The 18205-nt window shown below is 52.1% G+C and carries 14 protein-coding genes; 8 read left to right on the forward strand and 6 right to left on the reverse strand.

All coding sequences use genetic code 11. The annotated features are described in order from the left end of the window. Positions 1-108 precede the first annotated feature (108 nt). From RT120_RS18030 to RT120_RS18060, 7 genes are all read left to right on the forward strand, one after another. Positions 109-1275 carry an aldo/keto reductase gene (locus RT120_RS18030; RefSeq protein ID WP_312984797.1) on the forward strand — a complete coding sequence of 389 codons (1167 nt, stop codon included), beginning with the start codon at positions 109-111 and terminating at the stop codon, positions 1273-1275. A 14-nt stretch (positions 1276-1289) separates the two neighbouring features. Next, complete coding sequence (locus RT120_RS18035; RefSeq protein ID WP_021571249.1) at positions 1290-1970, forward strand: heavy metal response regulator transcription factor; 681 nt, start codon at positions 1290-1292, stop codon at positions 1968-1970. Between the two features lie 14 nt (positions 1971-1984). Next, positions 1985-3442, forward strand: coding sequence for a heavy metal sensor histidine kinase (locus RT120_RS18040; RefSeq protein WP_312984798.1), 1458 nt, complete (start codon positions 1985-1987; stop codon positions 3440-3442). 64 nt (positions 3443-3506) lie between these two features. Continuing rightward, positions 3507-3986, forward strand: coding sequence for a cupin domain-containing protein (locus RT120_RS18045; RefSeq protein ID WP_312984800.1), 480 nt, complete (start codon positions 3507-3509; stop codon positions 3984-3986). Beyond that, a complete protein-coding gene (locus RT120_RS18050; RefSeq protein ID WP_312984801.1) occupies positions 3964-4725 on the forward strand; it encodes a carboxymuconolactone decarboxylase family protein in 762 nt (253 codons plus the stop codon). Before RT120_RS18045 ends, RT120_RS18050 begins: the two co-directional genes overlap by 23 nt. A gap of 9 nt (positions 4726-4734) precedes the next feature. Beyond that, the gene (locus RT120_RS18055) at positions 4735-5319 is read left to right on the forward strand and encodes a flavodoxin (protein ID WP_180256384.1); all 585 of its coding nucleotides are present in this window, start codon (positions 4735-4737) and stop codon (positions 5317-5319) included. A 107-nt stretch (positions 5320-5426) separates the two neighbouring features. Further along, the gene (locus RT120_RS18060; RefSeq protein ID WP_312984805.1) at positions 5427-6491 is read left to right on the forward strand and encodes an alpha/beta fold hydrolase; all 1065 of its coding nucleotides are present in this window, start codon (positions 5427-5429) and stop codon (positions 6489-6491) included. A 273-nt stretch (positions 6492-6764) separates the two neighbouring features. Here the strand turns inward: RT120_RS18060 and lpxP are convergent, their stop codons facing one another. The 3 genes from lpxP to RT120_RS21785 all read right to left on the reverse strand — a co-directional run bounded on the left by lpxP (position 6765) and on the right by RT120_RS21785 (position 8404). Beyond that, positions 6765-7673 carry a kdo(2)-lipid IV(A) palmitoleoyltransferase gene (gene lpxP / locus RT120_RS18065; protein WP_280713837.1) on the reverse strand — a complete coding sequence of 303 codons (909 nt, stop codon included), beginning with the start codon at positions 7671-7673 and terminating at the stop codon, positions 6765-6767. Positions 7674-7875: 202 nt separating this feature from the next. Then, positions 7876-8148 (reverse strand): hypothetical protein, encoded by a 273-nt coding sequence (locus RT120_RS18070; protein WP_280713838.1) that lies wholly within the window; start codon positions 8146-8148, stop codon positions 7876-7878. A gap of 79 nt (positions 8149-8227) precedes the next feature. Continuing rightward, positions 8228-8404, reverse strand: a complete 177-nt coding sequence (locus RT120_RS21785) for a YnfU family zinc-binding protein (protein WP_213076229.1) — start codon at positions 8402-8404, stop codon at positions 8228-8230. Between the two features lie 153 nt (positions 8405-8557). Here RT120_RS21785 and RT120_RS18075 point away from each other — a divergent pair, with 153 nt between their 5' ends. Next, the gene (locus RT120_RS18075) at positions 8558-8791 is read left to right on the forward strand and encodes a hypothetical protein (protein ID WP_032992301.1); all 234 of its coding nucleotides are present in this window, start codon (positions 8558-8560) and stop codon (positions 8789-8791) included. 19 nt (positions 8792-8810) lie between these two features. Here the strand turns inward: RT120_RS18075 and RT120_RS18080 are convergent, their stop codons facing one another. The 3 genes from RT120_RS18080 to cspF all read right to left on the reverse strand — a co-directional run bounded on the left by RT120_RS18080 (position 8811) and on the right by cspF (position 18007). Further along, positions 8811-17393, reverse strand: coding sequence for a GH36-type glycosyl hydrolase domain-containing protein (locus RT120_RS18080; protein ID WP_312805869.1), 8583 nt, complete (start codon positions 17391-17393; stop codon positions 8811-8813). A 155-nt stretch (positions 17394-17548) separates the two neighbouring features. Then, positions 17549-17719, reverse strand: a complete 171-nt coding sequence (locus RT120_RS18085; protein ID WP_312077865.1) for a YnfU family zinc-binding protein — start codon at positions 17717-17719, stop codon at positions 17549-17551. Between the two features lie 75 nt (positions 17720-17794). Further along, positions 17795-18007, reverse strand: a complete 213-nt coding sequence (gene cspF, locus RT120_RS18090; RefSeq protein WP_106995984.1) for a cold shock-like protein CspF — start codon at positions 18005-18007, stop codon at positions 17795-17797. Positions 18008-18205: the final 198 nt, after the last annotated feature.

The raw sequence follows: 18205 nt of genomic DNA on the forward strand, positions 1-18205 counted from the left end.
TCTGACAGCGCTGTCAGGTAACCGTCAGCTTTATGTTGGCAATCCAAAGGCAGAATGGTCTCGCTTAAATGAGATTCATGTTCAATTTTCTGAGAAACGGAGCGATCAATGAAAAGCCAGAATGCCCCAACAATGCCAGAGCGGCGCAAGCTATTAGTCGCCGGGGCGGGTATTGCCGCCGCCTCGCTGATTCCGCACGTATCAGCGGCGAGCCAATCCTCTCAGGTCGATTCATCCAGACAACCCAGCCAACGCAATGCTGCTCCTGGCAAGCGTAAACTCGGGAAGCTGGAAGTTTCTGCCGTCGGTCTGGGCGTGCAGAACATGAGTCGTAAATACGACACCTCCGTTCCCTGGCGTCCCGAGATGATCAATGTTATCCACCGGGCATTTGATGAAGGGGTAACATTCTTTGACGCTGCTGAAGCCTACGGCCCGTTTGAAGTCGAAAAAATTCTCGGGGAAGGCGTCGCCCCGTTCAGGGACAAAATCGTTATCGCCACCAAGTTTGGCTGGAACATTGACCAACAGACGGGTAAGCGTCTGCCGGGCCTTAACAGCAGACCTGAGCATATCCGACAGGTCGTCGACAATATGCTCAAACGCCTGCGTACCGATCGTATTGACTTACTGTATCAACACCGGGTTGATCCACAGATCCCGATCGAAGATGTCGCTGGTGTGGTGAAAGATTTAATGGATCAAGGGAAAGTCCTGCACTGGGGTCTGTCTGAAATGGGCATCAACACGTTGAGACGCGCTCATGCAGCATTACCCGTTACCGCCGTACAAAGTGAATACTCCATGCTCTGGCGTGGCCCTGAAAAGCAGGTGCTTCCGGTGTGTGAAGAGCTGGGCATTGGGTTCGTGCCATGGAGTCCACTCGGCGTGCAATTTTTAACGGGCTGGATTGATGAGAATACCCGGTTCGCTGCCGGTGATTTCCGCGCGACAGAAACGCGTTTCTCGCCTGAAAACTTGCCACACAACTTACAGCTGGTTGAACTACTGAAATCCTGGGCAATACGAAAAAATGCGGCACCGGGACAGATTGCGCTGGCATGGCTCCTGGCGTGTAAACCCTGGATTGTTCCCATCCCTGGCACCACCAATAAAGACCATATGCTGCAAAACACAGCGGCTACCACCGTGTCGCTAACTTCCGCTGAGATGACCGAGCTCACCCGCTCACTGGATGCCATCACTATCCAGGGTCAACGTCTGCCGGATGCTGTGCAAGTTTATTCTGATGTTGAAGCACCGTTGAAAAGTTAAGAGGAAGTCCCGTTATGCGCCTGTTGTTAGTCGAAGATGAAGAAAAAACGTCAACCTATCTCTCCCGTGCGCTGGGTGAGTCCGGGTTTACGGTAGATGTCTCTGCAGATGGCGCTGAAGGTCTTCATTACGCGCTGGAGTTCGACTACGACGCGATAATACTGGATGTGATGCTGCCGGGGATGGACGGCTACCGGGTACTCGAGGGCGTGCGAGCAGCCAAACAGACGCCGGTGCTGATGCTCTCGGCACGGGGATCGGTCGACGAGCGCGTTAAAGGTCTTCGCCTTGGCGCAGATGATTATCTCCCTAAGCCCTTTTCTCTTATTGAGCTGGTGGCGCGTATTCAGGCCCTGGTGCGCCGCCGCGCTACGGATGGCGCGGACATCACCCAGCTGCAAATTCACGATCTGCATCTCGACCTGCTGGCTCGCCGGGTATTTCGCGCCGGTACGCGACTGGAGCTGACGGCGAAAGAATTTTCCCTGCTGAGCCTTCTGGCCCGGCATCAGGGGGAGATCCTGTCCAAGATGATGATTGCGGAGCAGATATGGGATATGAACTTTGACAGCGATGCCAACGTGGTTGAAGTGGCCATTAAACGCCTGCGAGCCAAAGTGGATGCGCCGTTCGATATCAAACTGCTGCATACCGTTCGTGGTATGGGGTATGTCCTTGAAGTCCGGTCAGAATAATGAAGGGGATAAGCATGCTTAAGCGTTCCATCTCCGTTCACCTGGCGCTGATGTTTGCCTTATCCGCGCTGTTGATTGTGTCCATTATCGGTATCCTGCTCCGAAGCTCTTTGCATGATTCTTTGCAGAAGCAGATGCACAACGAACTGCTGTTCCGGGAATCATTAATGAGTCCGTGGATCACCGCACGAACCTCGGCTGACGGCTGGTCACTGCTTGCCAATAAATTCACCGTGTTAACCAATTCTGAAGGTGAACGCGTTCGCTACTGGATAGTGAGCGATAACCCACGCTTTAGCATGGGGGGAACGCCGCCGGTGGGTGTTCAGTGGTCTTCTTTACAGGAAGGCTTTAATAAAGTGCCAGGTGCATCAGAAGGTGCCTGCTCGCTGTTTCTGTTAGTGAAAACGATCCCCGCCAACGGTGAAAGGCCTGAGCTGCGCTATGTGGTTGCCATCGACTCCACGCCGTACATGGGCACACTCGATGCGTTCACGCGGACATTGCTGATCATTACCGCACTGGGCGTCGTGATTGTCGCCTTGCTGGGATACGTCGTTTCAAGGATCGGTCTTCGTCCCGTTGGGGCGCTCAGTAAACAGGCCCGGCAACTCGCTCCCGGGGACCATGGTCAGCGCCTGAAGACCGAAGCATTACCTGACGAATTACAGCAATTAGCATCATCTTTTAATGGCGTGCTGGAACGGCAAGAGGTCGCCTGGCGACAACTCGAAAGCTTTAATGCTGATGTTGCGCATGAACTCCGGACCCCACTGACTAATCTGATCGGCCAGACGCAGCTGGGGCTTTCGCGCCGACGCTCGCAGGATGAACTGGAAGAGTTACTGGGTTCCAATCTGGAAGAACTTGAACGCATGACGTCTATCGTTAACGACATGCTGTTCCTGTCCCATGCCCATGCGGGTGAACATGCTTCCCAGCTTACGCAGGTGTCCCTGCGCGAAGAAACCCTAAAAACAGCGGAGTATGTGGAACCCTCTTTTGCTGAAAAACAGCTCTCTCTCGATGTTCAGGGCGACGTCACCGCGGACATCGACCGACGACTGTTCCACCGTTCACTGGCCAATTTACTGGAAAACAGCGCAAGACACTCCCCCTCCAACAGTACGGTTACGGTGCGGTTAAGCGAAACCGGTCATCAAGCCTGTGTTGAAGTGTCAAACCCGGGCGATCCAATAGCACCAGAGCACTTACACCGGCTTTTCGAGCGGTTCTATCGCGTTGACACCTCCCGGGCCAGGAGTGATACCCATCATGGACTGGGCCTGTCGATCGTGCGTGCCGTCGCCATTATGCACCGGGGAGATGTCTTTGCCCGTAGTGAAGGTGGCATCAATACTTTTGGCCTCACCTTTGCGCTACAAGCGGATAAAGCGGCAGACAATGCTCAATCCGGTACTGAGCCGGGACCCGGGTTAGCTGACAGAATTGTCAGGGGGGCGTCAGCCTGACGTCATTACCCTCCCGATAAAATCATCGCAGGCAATCCCCTCTTCATTGATAAGGACGCTTTGCATGATCGGACATTTACGTTACCTCGGGCTGTTACTGCCCTTCTTCACATTTTCATCCTGGGCAGCGGAACAAAATCCCGCTGTCCATATCGCCCCCGCAGGAAGTCAGAATGCGGTGTTCGGGCCAGCCGAGAACTTTACCGATCGTGTCAGGGTTGATCCTCTCTTCAAACCGGATAACGACATCCCTGTTTCCGGGGCTTATGTCACGTTTGAACCCGGCGCTCGTTCCGCCTGGCATACGCATCCGGCAGGTCAGCGGCTGATTGTGACCTCGGGTGTTGGGCTCACCCAGCAAGAAGGCCAGCCGGTGCAGGTTATCCGCGCCGGTGACGTTGTCTCTTGCCCGGCGGGCGTCAAACACTGGCACGGGGCGGCCCCCGGCAGCGCGATGACGCATCTGGCGATAACTGGGATTGTGGATGGCAAAAGCGTTAACTGGATGGAGAAAGTGACAGATGAACAATACCACGCCCATTAAAACATTAGCGGCAGCGGTACTGCTGACCTTTGGTTTTGGTCTCGCGGCACATGCTGCGTCCGTCAATAAAGGAGCCTCAGAAATGAACCACGAACAAACGGTTTCAGATACGCTGTCAGCCAGCCAAGAGGCCATCCCGTTGATTGCGGCATCGATGGCCAGCAGTCAGATGGATAAGCTGAATGCAGCCCTGAATCAGGGTCTTGACGCCGGACTCACGATAAACGAAGCCAAAGAGATTCTCGTCCAGCTTTATGCCTATACGGGCTTCCCGCGTAGCCTCAATGCGCTTAATGAACTGTTGAAGGTCGTCGAAGCACGTAAACAACGTGGTATCAAAGACGTTGAGGGTAAAGAACCGGTTGCCCCGATCCCTGTCGGGGATGAGCTTCGTCGTGTCGGTACCGCAAACCAGACAAAAATCTCAGGCGCTCCCGTCCAAGGCCCGCTGTTTGATTTTGCCCCGGTCATTAACCAGTTCCTGCAAGCGCATCTTTTCGGCGACATTTTCGCCCGCGATAACCTCGACTGGCAAAGCCGCGAACTGGCAACGGTTGGCGCATTAGCCGCCACCCCAGGCGTTGAAGCCCAGCTGTTATCCCATACGCGAGCCAGCATGCGGGTCGGCCTGACGGCAGCGCAGCTGCGCCAGCTGGCACAGGTTCTGCGTGAACATGGCGAAAGTGATGCAGCAACGCGAGCTGAAAAGGCGCTGCAGCAGGCGCTCGCAAACAAGTAGGAGTGGATTATGGAGCATGATCCCAACCGCAGAATGTTAATCACCGCACTTGCCGGGCTGACGCTTGCGAACGTCTCCCTGGCATCGGCAGCCACCGGAACCGCAAACGTGCAGGGTAAAAGCCGTGTTCTGGTGGCGTACTTTTCCCGCAGCGGAAATACACGAGTCATTGCGGGCGTCATTCACCGCAGCCTGAATACCGATCTGTTTGAAATCGAACCAGCTACGCCTTATCCGGAAGACTATTTTCAGACCGTTGAACAGGCGAAAAATGAGCGTGAGCGAGGCGTAAAACCGGCATTAAAAAATAGCGTTGCAGATATCTCACGTTACGAGACCGTGTATTTAGGCTTTCCGATCTGGGGGACCAGCGTGCCGCCTGTAGTGCAAGCATTCCTCAGCAGTCACAACCTTGCGGGCAAATTACTCATCCCCTTCATTACTCACGGTGGCTACGGTAAAGGAGACAGCGACGACATCCTTACCCGTCTCGCCCCAACTGCGCGTCGGGAAAAACCGCTGGTTATTGAATGCGACCAGGAGCGAAGAACCACTGAAACGGTCACCAGTTGGTTAGAGACAATACGCAGTTAATCGTCCGCATTCATGAGTCTGCCAAATAAGGGCAATCAGGGAAGCTAAATAATTAACGCTGACAACTCAGATATGATCGAACGGCAAACATAACAGAGGATGTAATCTTGAAGACAATCTTAAAAACGCTGGCCATCTGCATGATGGCGGGTGGCCTGGTGGCTCAGTCGGTATATGCCGAGCCGCTGGTCATTCAGGAACAAGGAGGCTTTTCTGCTGGTGGCACCATCATCACCGCACCAGGAAAATTTGACGCGAAAAAGCCGCTGGACTCTGCTGGCCAAACCTATCATGGCGATCATGCCTCAGTGTTCTACCAAATCCCGGAGAATCCGCATAAATACCCTATCGTCATGCTGCACGGCGCAGGTCAGTTCTCCCGTACCTGGGAAAGTACCCCGGATGGTCGCGAAGGGTTCCAGAACATCTTCCTGCGTCGCGGGTTCTCAACCTATCTTGTCGATCAGCCACGTCGGGGCAGCGCCGGACGTACGACTGTAGAAGGTACTGTTACGCCTAAACCGGATGAACAGATGTGGTTCAATCAGTTCCGCGTTGGCGTGTGGCCAGAGTATTTTAAGGGCGTTCAGTTCTCTCACGACAAAGAAGCACTGAATCAGTATTTCCGTCAGATGACCCCAAATACCGGGCCGTTTGATATCAATGTTATCTCTGATGCGATGTCCGCCGTCGTGGATAAATCCGGCCCGGCAATCCTCTTCACCCACTCTCAGGGCGGCGGACCAGGCTGGTACACGGGGATGAAAAACAACAAGGTCAAAGCCATTATCGCCTTCGAGCCTGGCAGCAGCTTTGTCTTCCCTGAAAAAGAACTCCCAGCCCCTATGCCAAGCGCGTTTGACACGCTGAAGGGTGAGCCTGTGCCGATGGAGCAGTTTATGGCACTGACCAAAATCCCGATTCTGATTATTTACGGCGATAACATACCGGATAAACCTGTCGCCATGCCCGCGCAGGACAGCTGGCGCGTACGTCTGGCGATGGCTCGCGAGTGGCGTGATGTGGTGAACAAGCATGGCGGGGATGTGACTGTGACGCATCTGCCTGAAGTGGGAATCAAAGGGAATACCCACTTCCCGTTCTCTGATTTAAATAATGTGCAGATTGCTGACCTGGTGAGTAAATTCCTGAAGGAAAAAGATCTGCAATAGGAAAAGCTAGTATTGAGCCTTCATTGATGAAGGCTCAATACAAATATAAGCTTTATATAATTAAAAAGGCCTAATCCTGGCGGTAAATTATTGAACGTGACTGTCCGTTGTGAGCGAAAAACGGACCTTCAAATCCAAACCGGTTCAATTGATTAACTTTGGCTGTCAGTCAAGCCATCGTTAACATGAATCCGATCGAAAATTCCTTATCGCATTTTTACAAATACGCAGTGGCAAGAAAGATAGATTCTGGCTCATGACAAGTAGAGTTGTTCATTTGTATAAAGAGACTTCGCCTTCAGGACGCGTTTTGAACCTGCGATGCATCCACAGGTATTGCTCAGGAGCACGGAGAATTTCACGCTCGATGATCTTGTTCATATAAGCCGCTGCGGCGACCTTGTCTTCCCCTGGATAGCCTGACAACGGATTGCTGATATACATGTGATAACCTTTTTTATCGCTACGTCGAATCATGCTAAGTGTGATCAAGTGTGCACCAGCGAGTTTTGACAGAGCATACGTTCCGTTCGTCGTGGCTGCTTTTTTTACCGAGAAAAAAGGTGCAAAAACGCTTCCTTTAGACCCATAATCCTGGTCTGGTGCAAACCAAACGGCTTCACCTGCTTTTAGCGCATGAACAAAACCTGATAAATTACGTCGATTAATCATAGCCTTATTTGAACGCATACGCCCTTTTGTCTGTACCCATTCCATTAATGGATCATTGTGTGGGCGATACGTTGCCATCATAGGATGGCATAACCCCATTACTCTTCCACACAACTCAAGGGACATAAAATGAATCCCGACAACCATTACTCCTCTTGTCGCACCGGTCAGGTTTTCAAGCCCTTCGACATCAAACCATTTTTTGACTCTCGCATCGCTCCAGAACCAGGCCATTCCTGTTTCCATCAGTCCCAGCCCGAGAGAAGCAAAGTTTTTATTGACCATCTGGCTCCGGGCAAACGGTGTCATCTCGGGAAAGCACAGTTCGATATTTCTAATCGCAATCCCTTCCCGGCGTTTCAGAAAGGGTCTGGATATTGTTCCAAGGCCAGAGCCCAGAATATGTAAAACCGGGTAAGGAAGTTGAACGAGAAGCCACAGCAGACCCAAACCAGACCAGGTAAGCCAGTGGCGAGGATGAAGTAAATTATGAGTAAAAGTCTGTGCCATAAATTTCCTTAATGCTAATGAAGGTTATAACGCAAAAGGAAAACAATGAGGCAATTTGTCTTTAGCGATACATTTTGTTTTAGACAATTTAAACCCATCTAAATTCAGAAAAAATAATTTTGCAATGCCTGGTAAAGAATTTAAAGAGCCAGGAATGAATTGTAAGTCAGCAAATTTATTCTGTTATAAATCCATGGTTTTATCATTGATACTCAAGGAATTGTCTTCTTGATTCATCATCATCAAGGTACTCAAAAGAAAAAAGCCGAATTTTGGTAAGTTTATAAAACCACTCACAATCGTTTCGTTGAATAATTTCGCCTGGTTTGAAACATATCCCGGATGCCATCCGAATAATCGCATATTTACCATTACTAAACCTGACCCGGTGAATACAGAAAGGTTGACCGGCCTGCCCGTGACAGCTGTTTGACAGGATATGTCCTTCAATAAAAACAGATTTTTTAGATTTCATTATCATACCCTCGACAACTGCAGTACAGGAGAAATGTTGTCATTTCCCGACATCACTGACGTTAAGTGGCAGAAGCTGATCAGCCGCCGATACACCAGCATTCTGAAGGTCTGAACAACAGTCCGCAGGCAGGGCACTCAAGAACCGCATCTTTTCTTAGTTTACCTGCTTTCTGATCGGCTCTGTGTGCGCATACCGGGCAGGCAACATGAACCGGTCTTTCTTTAAAATACCTGAGCCCATTTGTATAAGACATAAATAACTCTCTGAGGAATACATTAATTATTATACGCTTTACTCTAAAAACAGCCGGGTTAAGTTATGTTGATTTATGACTGAATCACGATAGCAGATATTGAAAATTGAACGTCCGATTTATGATATAATACCCTTCCATGAGAAATTTATAATGAAATCAGAAGACACCCTTGACTGGTACCCGTCCCAGCTACCGCCAGTAAAAATTATTCTTGGCGAAGCCGTGCTGGCGGTGGGTAAACAGGGCCGACCGATTAATACCCGAACCTTGCTGGAATACCTTCAGGTCATGCAGGGCAGGCAAAAAAAAAGGGATGACAAAATCGCCATGCAGACAGCGATTGACGTTCTCAGGGATAATCAGCGCATTAACGGCAGACGTTAATGCACCTCCGGGATCAGCGTCAGTTCTGAATGATCTCAACCGTATGGTTTTGTCTATCATCCTTCAGCGGTATTCTGTCATCAGGGAGGAGAACACCATCCAGCGTCACGCAATATTCTGCATCGCCGCGTGAAACACTAATCTGATAATGGCTTTCACCATACTGATATGCCATAGAAAAAGACGACCACGCATCCGGTAACCTGGCATGAACACTAAAGTCAGTGCCGGAACGTTTTATCCCCAGTAATTCCTCGGTAAGTAAACGCCAGGCCCAGCCTGCGGAACCGGTATACCAGCTCCACCCTGCACGTCCGGTATGGGGAGCGACGCTGTAGACATCAGCACTCATGACATAAGGCTCAGCTTTATAAATCCCGACCGAGTCCGCATTCAGGGTGTGATTTATAGGGTTGAGCATTGACCAGAGTTGCCAGGCTCGTTCGGCATTCCCCATTCGGGCAAAGGCCATCACTGCCCAGATGGCGCCATGCGTATACTGCCCTCCGTTTTCCCGCACGCCGGGCAGGTACCCCTGTATGTAGCCCGGATTCGGGCCGTGTCCGTCGAAAGGAGGCGTTAACAGTTTGATCAGCCCTCCTTCGTTATCCACAAGGTGCTTATCCAGCGCCTGCATGGCCTTTGCGCACCGTCCCGGGTCTGCGGCCCCGGACAATACAGACCAGCTCTGCGCAATCGCATCGATCCGGCAGTCCTGAGAGGCTTTCGACCCCAGGGGAGTACCATCATCAAAATACCCGCGCCGGTACCATTCACCATCCCAGGCATGGGCTTCGAGATTGCTTTGCAGACGCAGGGCCTGTGCACGGCACATAGAGGCGACATTCTCATCCATCCTGCGCTCCGCCAGCGCTGCAAACCGCTGCAAAATATCGTACAGGAAGAAGCCCAGCCAGACGCTTTCACCTTTGCCTTCGATACCCACCTGGTTCATCCCGTCATTCCAGTCACCTGCCCCCATCAGCGGCAGGCCGTGCCCCCCGAACCGCTGTCCATACTGAAGAGCTTTGACGCAGTGTAACCAGAGTGTCTCTTCGGTGCCGCTGATGACCGGCGTGTCATAGACTGACTCTTCACCCGGCTGAAGCGGCCGTCCCTCAAGATAAGGAATGCGTGTTTCCAGTGCATCCATATCCCCCGTCGTTTCAACATAGTGGCAAACAGCAAAAGGAAGCCACAGGTAGTCATCGGAACAGCGGGTACGCACACCGTTTCCGTGTGGCGGGTGCCACCAGTGCTGCACGTCACCCTCGATAAATTGCCGTGATGCACAGAGCATTATCTGTTCACGCATTCGATCCGGAGCAGCATGGCTCAGTGCCAGCGTATCCTGCAGCTGATCGCGAAAACCAAATGCCCCACCAGACTGATAGTAACCACTGCGGGCCATAAGACGACAGGCTACTGTCTGATACATTAGCCAGCCATTAACCAGTAAATTTACGGACGTGTCGGGGGTGTTAACCACAATTTTATCGAGCATATTGTGCCAGTGGATATGAACCCGGTTCAGCGCCTGGCGGACCGCATCTTCGTTCATATAATGGGCAAGCGTCTCCTGAGCGCGAGCATGATTCTCAGCAGCGCCAAGGATGAAAATAAAGGTCCTCTGATCGCCGTCGATTAATTTGACGGCAGATTGCACCGCCCCGCAGGGATCCTGGCCGGCGCCCGTCTTACCTGATAGCCTGAGCAGTTTCATCGCAGACGGGGCGTGCAGCGAGCCGTTGCGACCGATAAACTCCCGGCGGTCACCAGTCAGCGAACAGTCATTACCGCTGACGGCAAAAAATGCAGTACGGTCACCGCCGTTATCACCATAAAAGTTGTTCGCCAGTACCCCGCAGCCGCCAGGAACACTGGCTGCCTGTGTCACAATGTGAGGAGCCGAGCGAGGTCGGGATTCACCCAGCGTCCATTCCACATAGCCAGTTACGGAAAGTTTGCGTGTCCGGCCCGACGTATTACTGAGCGTCAGGAGTGCAAGTTTAACCGGCGCGTCTTCGGCAACCAGAACAGTCAACTCGCTGTCTATACCGCTTTCACGATGGGCAAAGACGCTGTAACCAAAACCATGGCGCGTCAGGTAATCACCGTGTCCGCGAACAGGCAAAACCGTTGGCGACCAGTACTCGCCGCTCTCTTCATCGCGCAGATAAAACGCCTCGCCGCTGCGATCGCTCACCGGATCGTTCTCCCAGGGTGTCAACCGGTATTCATGCGCATTTTCATACCAGGTATAGGCCTGTCCCGCCTCTGAAATCACACTGCCAAAACGGGAATTTGCCAGTACGTTTGACCATGGTGCCGGTGTCAGCGCATTTTCCCGCAGGACAATCTGATACTCCCGACCATCCTGAGAAAACCCACCGTATCCGTTGAAATGTTGTAACTGACCGACATCGGGATTCCACTCCTTGTGCTGATTACGTTCCCGGACTGCGTGAGGTACGAATGCTCTGGCCGGAGGTTTGAGAGTATGAATACGCTGATTAAGCTGCTCACCAATTCCACCTGCACGATCATCAAGATAAAGACAGGCCACGCTCATCAAAAGCAACTTATCTTCAGCGGAGAGATGCTCGCCATTACGGACAAAAAGCCCACCCGTTTTATCCAGCAGACTGGCTTCAGCCCCGGCATAAATTAACTCCATAATCTGATTTTGTAATCCCTGCTGATAACCGCCGGGACTGTTATTGAGGATCACCAGATCCACCTCCAGCCCTTTCTGTCTCCAGTACCGGTGTGCCTGAATCAGAGTGGTCACGGCAGCGATACTTTCTTCGCTGGTAATACTCAGCAGCACTATCGGCAGATCGCCTGAAATTGCCCAGCCCCACAGACCGGACTGACCGCGACGGTTGCGGCTGATCGCCTGTCCCTCGACTCGCAGCTCCTGGACAGGGTAAAGCACTGCACTGGCGAGACGATTAAACAACGTGGCATCATCTTCACTGGCATTCATCTGACGTAATACCACCTGACTGTGAGACCTGGCCAGTTCGAAGACGCGATCAGCGATAGGGTAATCGCGGTATTTTTCCAGCAGAGCCAGACTTTGCTGACGGGTCTCGCTGATGCCATAAATGATATCAATCGTGACCGTCTGCCCCGGCTGCATAATGATGGCATGGCGTATCGCCAGTACAGGATCCAGTACTGACCCCGACGTGTTACTAAGCGCTCCTCCAGCCTCTATTGCCAGGGCATCAGCAGGACTTCTGCCACGGCCAAGAAATTTTGCCCTATTCGTTTCAAATGAGACGGTATGAAGTGTATCGCCATGCACCACCATCATGTGAAACAAGCAGGGACTCGGTTCATCCGGGGTGCGCGGGCGCCGGTGGCAAAGAATAGCGTCACGCTCAGGTTCAAGTTCAGTCTGAATAAACAGATTGCTGAATGCCGGGTGTGCCAGATCGCTGGCATCAGGGGCCAGTACCACTTCGGCATAGGTTGTCAGCTCCAGAGAGCGGGGCTGGCGTCCACGATGAATGAGTGTGAGACGTCGCAGTTCAATGTCATCTTCCGGGGAGATAACAATCTGAGTTTTGACGCTGAGTCCACCAAAGGTACGTCTGAATTCAGCACTCGCATCGGTGAATATCACTTCTTCTTCGTGTTCGCTGGCGTTGCCTGTCGGCTGCCAGGTATTGCTCCACACGTTGCCCGTCTGCATATCGCGGATATAGCAGAATGCTCCCCAGTTATCTCGGGTGGTATCACTGCGCCAGCGTGTAAGAGCAATATTTTTCCAGCGACTGTAACCGCCACCGCCTACCGTCAACATCAGATGATATTGACTGTTAGACAGGAGCTGAATATCCGGAGCTGGCGTGTCCACCCCATTGAAAATGCGGGGTTCATAGCGAACGGGTTTGACTCTGCCCTCATGAGATTCAAAATGACGACGTGGGCTGTAGAGATCGAGCGCATCCGGCACGCGCTCCTGTAACAACAGACTCGCTGAACGGAAGGTCGTACTGGACATAAATCGCTCAGTCATGGGGGCCCCAAGCAATACATGGGCCAACGCCTGAAATGCCATGCCCTGGTGATGTGCCATCCAGGACTGAACCACCGCATAGAGCTGACCAGATGCGAGGCGTGAGGGGGTATAATCCAGCGCTTCATAAAAACCATATTCGCCGTGTGCGCCATTTTTTTGCAGCCTGAACAGGTTCTCACAGGCTTTCTGTGGAGAGACCATCAACGCCAGCAATGTGGCATAAGGGGCGACAACCATGTCATCAGCAAGCCCCCTGCGCAGACCGAGGCCCGGCACGCCAAAGGCCTGATACTGATAATTATACTGAACATCAAAAGCATGATAACCAGACTCTGAAACCCCCCAGGGTACTCCGCGTTCTTTCCCCCAGTGGATCTGGCGCATAACTGCCGACTGACTCATCTCATCGAGCAGGCTACCAGGCCAGGTAGGCATTACAAGATTCGGCATCAGGTATTCAAACATGGATCCGCTCCACGACATCAGGGCAGTTTCATTATCAATCGTGGTAAAAAGTCGACCCAGCGCGTACCAGCTTTTAAGAGGAAGTTGATTAGTCGCAATGGCAAGAAAACTGGTCAGGCGAATTTCAGACGGCAGGAGATCATAGTGGCTCTTGTCAGGCGTATTTGTGTCACAGTTATAACCAACACTGAGCAGACTGGTTGCTTCGTTGTACAGGAAGGCGAAATCCATCCGGGCATGTTCATCCAGCCGCTGTTCAAGCTCGGTGATAATATTGAGTCGCATCCGGGCCTGCCCCGTCGCTGATGCAGAGGGTGTTTCTTTACCGGTAAATGTCTCCCGGGCAAGCTCGCTCAGCGTCGGCAGCGTTTGTTTGTTCCAGGATGCAGGTAACCAGCCAAGCAGCAGCGACCACTCATGGCAAAGCTGAACCAGCTGATGCTCCAGATGTCCTGCCCAGCGCATCTGGAGGGGGGCTCCATGATGACATTGCGTGATCAGATGGTTGCTCTGGGTGCGCATGTTTTTCAGCTCGCTGAAAAATGCCTGCGGAGAGAGCGACACCGCGAACAGGTAGTGTTTGCGCAGCAGCCGCAGGCTGTCCGGGGGATTCTGACCCCACTGGTTTTCCAGAATACCCAGCGTATCGTTCAGTCCTTCCAGTATTTGTTGGCTGTTTAAAACAGGCTGATGACGCATGGCGGACAGCCCTGCACGCAGGGTCAACAGATGCCCCGCCAGGTTGCCGCTGTCAACACTCGAGATGTAGCGTGGGCTGAGGGGGGCCAGCGTACGGGTGTCATACCAGTTGTAGAGATGGCCCCGGTAGTGCTCCATTTTATCCAGCGTGTCGAGCGTGAGCGACACGCGCCGGAGCACCTCTCCGCCGGGCAGATAGCCAAAGTCCCATGCCGTCAGGTTAGCCATAAGGGAAAGGCCAATATTGGTAGGGGAAGTGCGATGGGCCACCTTCGGTTGCGGTAGTTCCTGGTAGTTATCAGGCGGAAGCCAGTTCTCTTTTTCTGTGGCAAAGGTTTCAAAAAACGCCCAGATTTCACGGCCAGTCTGGCGTAACAGCTGTTTTTGTTCCTGATTTGGCGAAAACACCTTACGCACGGGCTGGCGACTCAGCCAGCTCATCAGCAGCGGTGCCACACACCATAACATACCGATCGGCAACGCAATTCCCAGCAGTTGTGGTGCAAATTGTCCGGTCAGTATTATCAGCGTCACGCCACAGGCTACATTCAGCCACATCGCCTGATAAAACCGCGCAAAAGCGGGTGTGGACTGATTGCTGTCGTGGCTGTGAATGACCCACTGGCTGAGGCTACGCCTGCTGATCCCCAGTCGCCATAGCGTCACGGCAATCGCCTTCAACGAATATCCGGCTTCGTGTGGCAGTACCGCAAAATTAATCCCGATACCTGACAAACGCTTCAGCGCGCCCGCCCCCACCAGTAACAGATGCGGCTTCAGGCGGCGACGCAGAGGTTTATGCAGAAGATCATGGGCAATGCAGAGGATGGATGGTAATAGCCATATCAGTGAAAGTACGCCCAGCCAGTAAACCGGATTGGGTACCCCAAGCAGGGTAAAGAACAGCAATACCAGTAAAGAGGGGGCGACCAGACTGCGCCGCAGATTATCAAGTAATTTCCAGTAAGAAAGCGCGGTCAGCGGATTCCTGTCTCGGGTTCCATCGGCTTTTCTGACGCGTGGTTTCAGCCAGTTAAGCAGTTGCCAGTCACCCCGGATCCAGCGTGAACGCCGTGCAACATCCGACAAATAATTATTAGGGTATTGTTCGTAGAGCAACACCTCACTCAGCAGACCCGAACGGGCATAGCATCCTTCGAGGAGGTCATGGCTGAGGACCAGATTTTCCGGGCAGGTGTTGGCGGTGGCCTGCATAAAAATATCAACATCGTAAATCCCTTTGCCCACGAACGATCCTTCCCCAAACAGATCCTGATAAATATCCGAAGACATCATCGAATAGGGGTTATTGCCCGGTATGCTGCTGCGCAGCGCTGCGTAACGCCCCTGACCGTTGCGTGGTATCTCCTCTGCAAGGCCGGGTTGCAGAATGCCGAATCCTTTGACAACCCTCTGGCTTACTGGATCATATACTGGCGTATTCAGCGGATGTGCCATTGCCGCGACCAGTTTGTGTGCCGTATCGCGCGGCAGCAACGTATCACTGTCCAGGGTAATAACGTATTTAATGTGACCTGGTAAAAGGTGGGTAGGCATGTCTGCTACGCTGACGAATTGTGTCCCCGGATGGCGTAACCAGCTGTTCAGTAACGCCAGCTTTCCCCGCTTGCGTTCATAGCCCATCCAGGTTCCTTCAGCGGAGTTCCATTCAGGCTGGCGGTGTAGCAGATAAAAACGTGGCCGCCCGGAGGGATAGCGGCGGTTCAGCGCCTGCGTATCGGCGATCGCCTGTCTCAGCAGTATGTGACTTTCTGGCGAGGGTTCATTTTCAGAATCAGCGAAGTCAGTGAGCAGCGCGAACCTGAGATTTTCGTTTTCATTCCCCAGCCAACAGACTTCAAGGCTGGTAAGGAGCTTAGTGAAACTTTGGTGGCTGGTCAGCATGCAGGGGATGACTAACAGGGTGGCGCTGTCAGCGGGAATACCGGTTGAAAAATCCATTCCCGGCAACGGGCGAGGAACACGAAAGCGGGTGGTTGCGTCACTGAGTAAATCACTTATTAACTGAGTTAAAGCGATAATCAAAGGCAGTATCACTGCGATCAACAGCCACTGTGCGCCCTGCATGGCAGTTTCGTGCAAAATTGCCGCGGTTGTTGCGGTGGTCAACAACGCCAGGCTTCCAAGCCATGACAGCAGGGTTATTCTGTTGAAACTGTGCCGCAAGCGTATGAGACTTGAAGTATCTGCCAGGAGATGAATTTCCAGCGCCTGTCGACCTTCGCCTGCGAGATAATAACCAACATGATGTTCCGGTGTATCGGGAGCATTCTTTCCTGACAGCCGCAGTACTCTGTCAGCAACCTCTGGCTCGCTGAGACCACTGTCTCTGGCCAGGACCTCAACAACGTGTCGGTAATGATCCCGGGTATTGAAGTGCATCCGGGGGTAGATCCCGGCAGGATCATTACGTAAAGCCTGTTCGACGACACTTATCGTTTCGGCGAAATCAGCCCAGTCCGTTTCACTCAGTAACCGCAGACCCGCGATGCTGTTGCTGACAGACAGCTGGCTGGCGGCAAGCTGTTGATTAAAGTTATGTATGAGAACGTCGGAGGTGATCCCCTGTTCCCGAAGGCTCTGTTCAACCCAGTTCAGAGGTAACGACAGCGCGTTACCATGCCCCTGCAGGCGCCGCACCAGTTCGGCGACAAACGCACTGGTTAAAGGAGGCCGGGAGCGTGCCATGTCGGCAACTACCATGATTAAATCACCAGGCGCACTCTCGGCGCATTCGAAAATCCTTGTTATCCACGTATCGGCCAGATTTCTGTCCTGCTGCGCTTTTACCACTTCCACGCTTATACGACGGAGATTTTCTATCAGCGCCAGGCGCAGCATTCCCGGTAATGCCCAGACTTCACCTAATGTCAGAGGTGTCACCTGTTGATAAGCTGTGAGATAGCTGGTCAGACTGGCGGCATCCCAGCGGCCATCACCGTGAGCAATAGCCTCTGATGCAATGTTGTAAATTCGTGGGCAATTCAGCGGCGACATCAGCGACGGGAGTCCTTTACCAAAGCTTTTTGGTAAGTGCTGGCGGACAGTGCGTATCTGTTCTTCAATCAGATAGTAATTGTCCAGCAACCACTCTCCGGCGGGCATGATACTGGTCTTTTTACCCGCGTTAAGCTCATAGCAGTTTTGAGTGATGATAGCCTCATTGTCGCCAAGCCTTTTCAGAAGATAATAAGGATGTTTATCCGGTGATAATTTATGGGTTCGCGCCAGCTTCTGACCGTAGCGCTCCATCTGGGCGGTCGAAAAGAGTTCTAACCGCGGAGGACTTTCACCGGCAGGATCGTTCGCTGAAAACGTTACGTTTTCAGCAGCATTCCTCGGAATACGGGAGCGGTTAAACCACACTTTGGGGTTCATTTTCATAGCATTGCTCTGATGCAACGTTAGCACGCAGGAGCAGTTGCGAAATCAGTTCAGAAACGTTCTCTCAGGATGGGCGTCAGGCATCAGGGATTTAACAGCTGCCGGAATCTAACATAAGTATAGGACATGGGCTCTGATCTGCGGTTGTGGTCGAGCTAGCGTCGGGAGATAAACAGAGCTTTACATCCGGGGCAAAGCATGGCTTGGTTGAGTCGGATTTTTGACAACGGCTGTGCTGATTTTAAGCCACAAACAGGACAGGCAGCAGTGGCAGTAGACGCACTGCTGAAGAGTTTCATTGCGTAATTGATAACAGACATGACCATTAACCTTTCAATGAATGAGCTTCACCGTATCACATATGGTTAAGTTTTAATCTATATATTTTGAGGCACAGAAATTCAGGAAAGATAAATGTTCGCAGCCACAGGCCCCCTATTACCGTTGATCCGGCAAAATTCTATGCGGCTTCCTGGGATGAGTAATTCTGATTCGCGGGAGTTAACGGCTGAAATGTGAAGCAGGACGTCTTTTCGGCCATCAGAGGGGATGATGAGGCCTTTACCGCTGAGAATGTCAAAACTTTTGACAATTCCGGTCATTTTATGGGACAAGTCAATTCCTTATTGAAAACACGTAAATAGTATACATTGAAAATAGCACGCTGCCACTTTTGTTTTCCTTGCAGGATCTCTGGACGGCTAAAATATAATTTGCTTATTATTATTTACCGTGCCTTAATGAATCCCATCAGTTCGATGTAAAAACGAACGTTTAACATTTTTCGGGAAGTCCTCATTACCAGGCGCTAT

This window comes from Atlantibacter sp. (genome assembly GCF_032062175.1).
Taxonomy (GTDB): domain Bacteria; phylum Pseudomonadota; class Gammaproteobacteria; order Enterobacterales; family Enterobacteriaceae; genus Atlantibacter.

Bases quoted from the DNA above. Each gene is read 5' to 3' on its own strand.
- RT120_RS18030 (WP_312984797.1), top strand. From the start codon at position 109: ATGAAAAGCCAGAATGCCCCAACAATGCCAGAGCGGCGCAAGCTATTA.
- RT120_RS18035 (WP_021571249.1), top strand. From the start codon at position 1,290: ATGCGCCTGTTGTTAGTCGAAGATGAAGAAAAAACGTCAACCTATCTC.
- RT120_RS18040 (WP_312984798.1), top strand. From the start codon at position 1,985: ATGCTTAAGCGTTCCATCTCCGTTCACCTGGCGCTGATGTTTGCCTTA.
- RT120_RS18045 (WP_312984800.1), top strand. From the start codon at position 3,507: ATGATCGGACATTTACGTTACCTCGGGCTGTTACTGCCCTTCTTCACA.
- RT120_RS18050 (WP_312984801.1), top strand. From the start codon at position 3,964: ATGAACAATACCACGCCCATTAAAACATTAGCGGCAGCGGTACTGCTG.
- RT120_RS18055 (WP_180256384.1), top strand. From the start codon at position 4,735: ATGGAGCATGATCCCAACCGCAGAATGTTAATCACCGCACTTGCCGGG.
- lpxP (WP_280713837.1), bottom strand. From the start codon at position 7,673: ATGGCACAGACTTTTACTCATAATTTACTTCATCCTCGCCACTGGCTT.
- RT120_RS18070 (WP_280713838.1), bottom strand. From the start codon at position 8,148: ATGAAATCTAAAAAATCTGTTTTTATTGAAGGACATATCCTGTCAAAC.
- RT120_RS21785 (WP_213076229.1), bottom strand. From the start codon at position 8,404: ATGTCTTATACAAATGGGCTCAGGTATTTTAAAGAAAGACCGGTTCAT.
- RT120_RS18075 (WP_032992301.1), top strand. From the start codon at position 8,558: ATGAAATCAGAAGACACCCTTGACTGGTACCCGTCCCAGCTACCGCCA.
- RT120_RS18080 (WP_312805869.1), bottom strand. From the start codon at position 17,393: ATGAAAATGAACCCCAAAGTGTGGTTTAACCGCTCCCGTATTCCGAGG.
- RT120_RS18085 (WP_312077865.1), bottom strand. From the start codon at position 17,719: ATGGTCATGTCTGTTATCAATTACGCAATGAAACTCTTCAGCAGTGCG.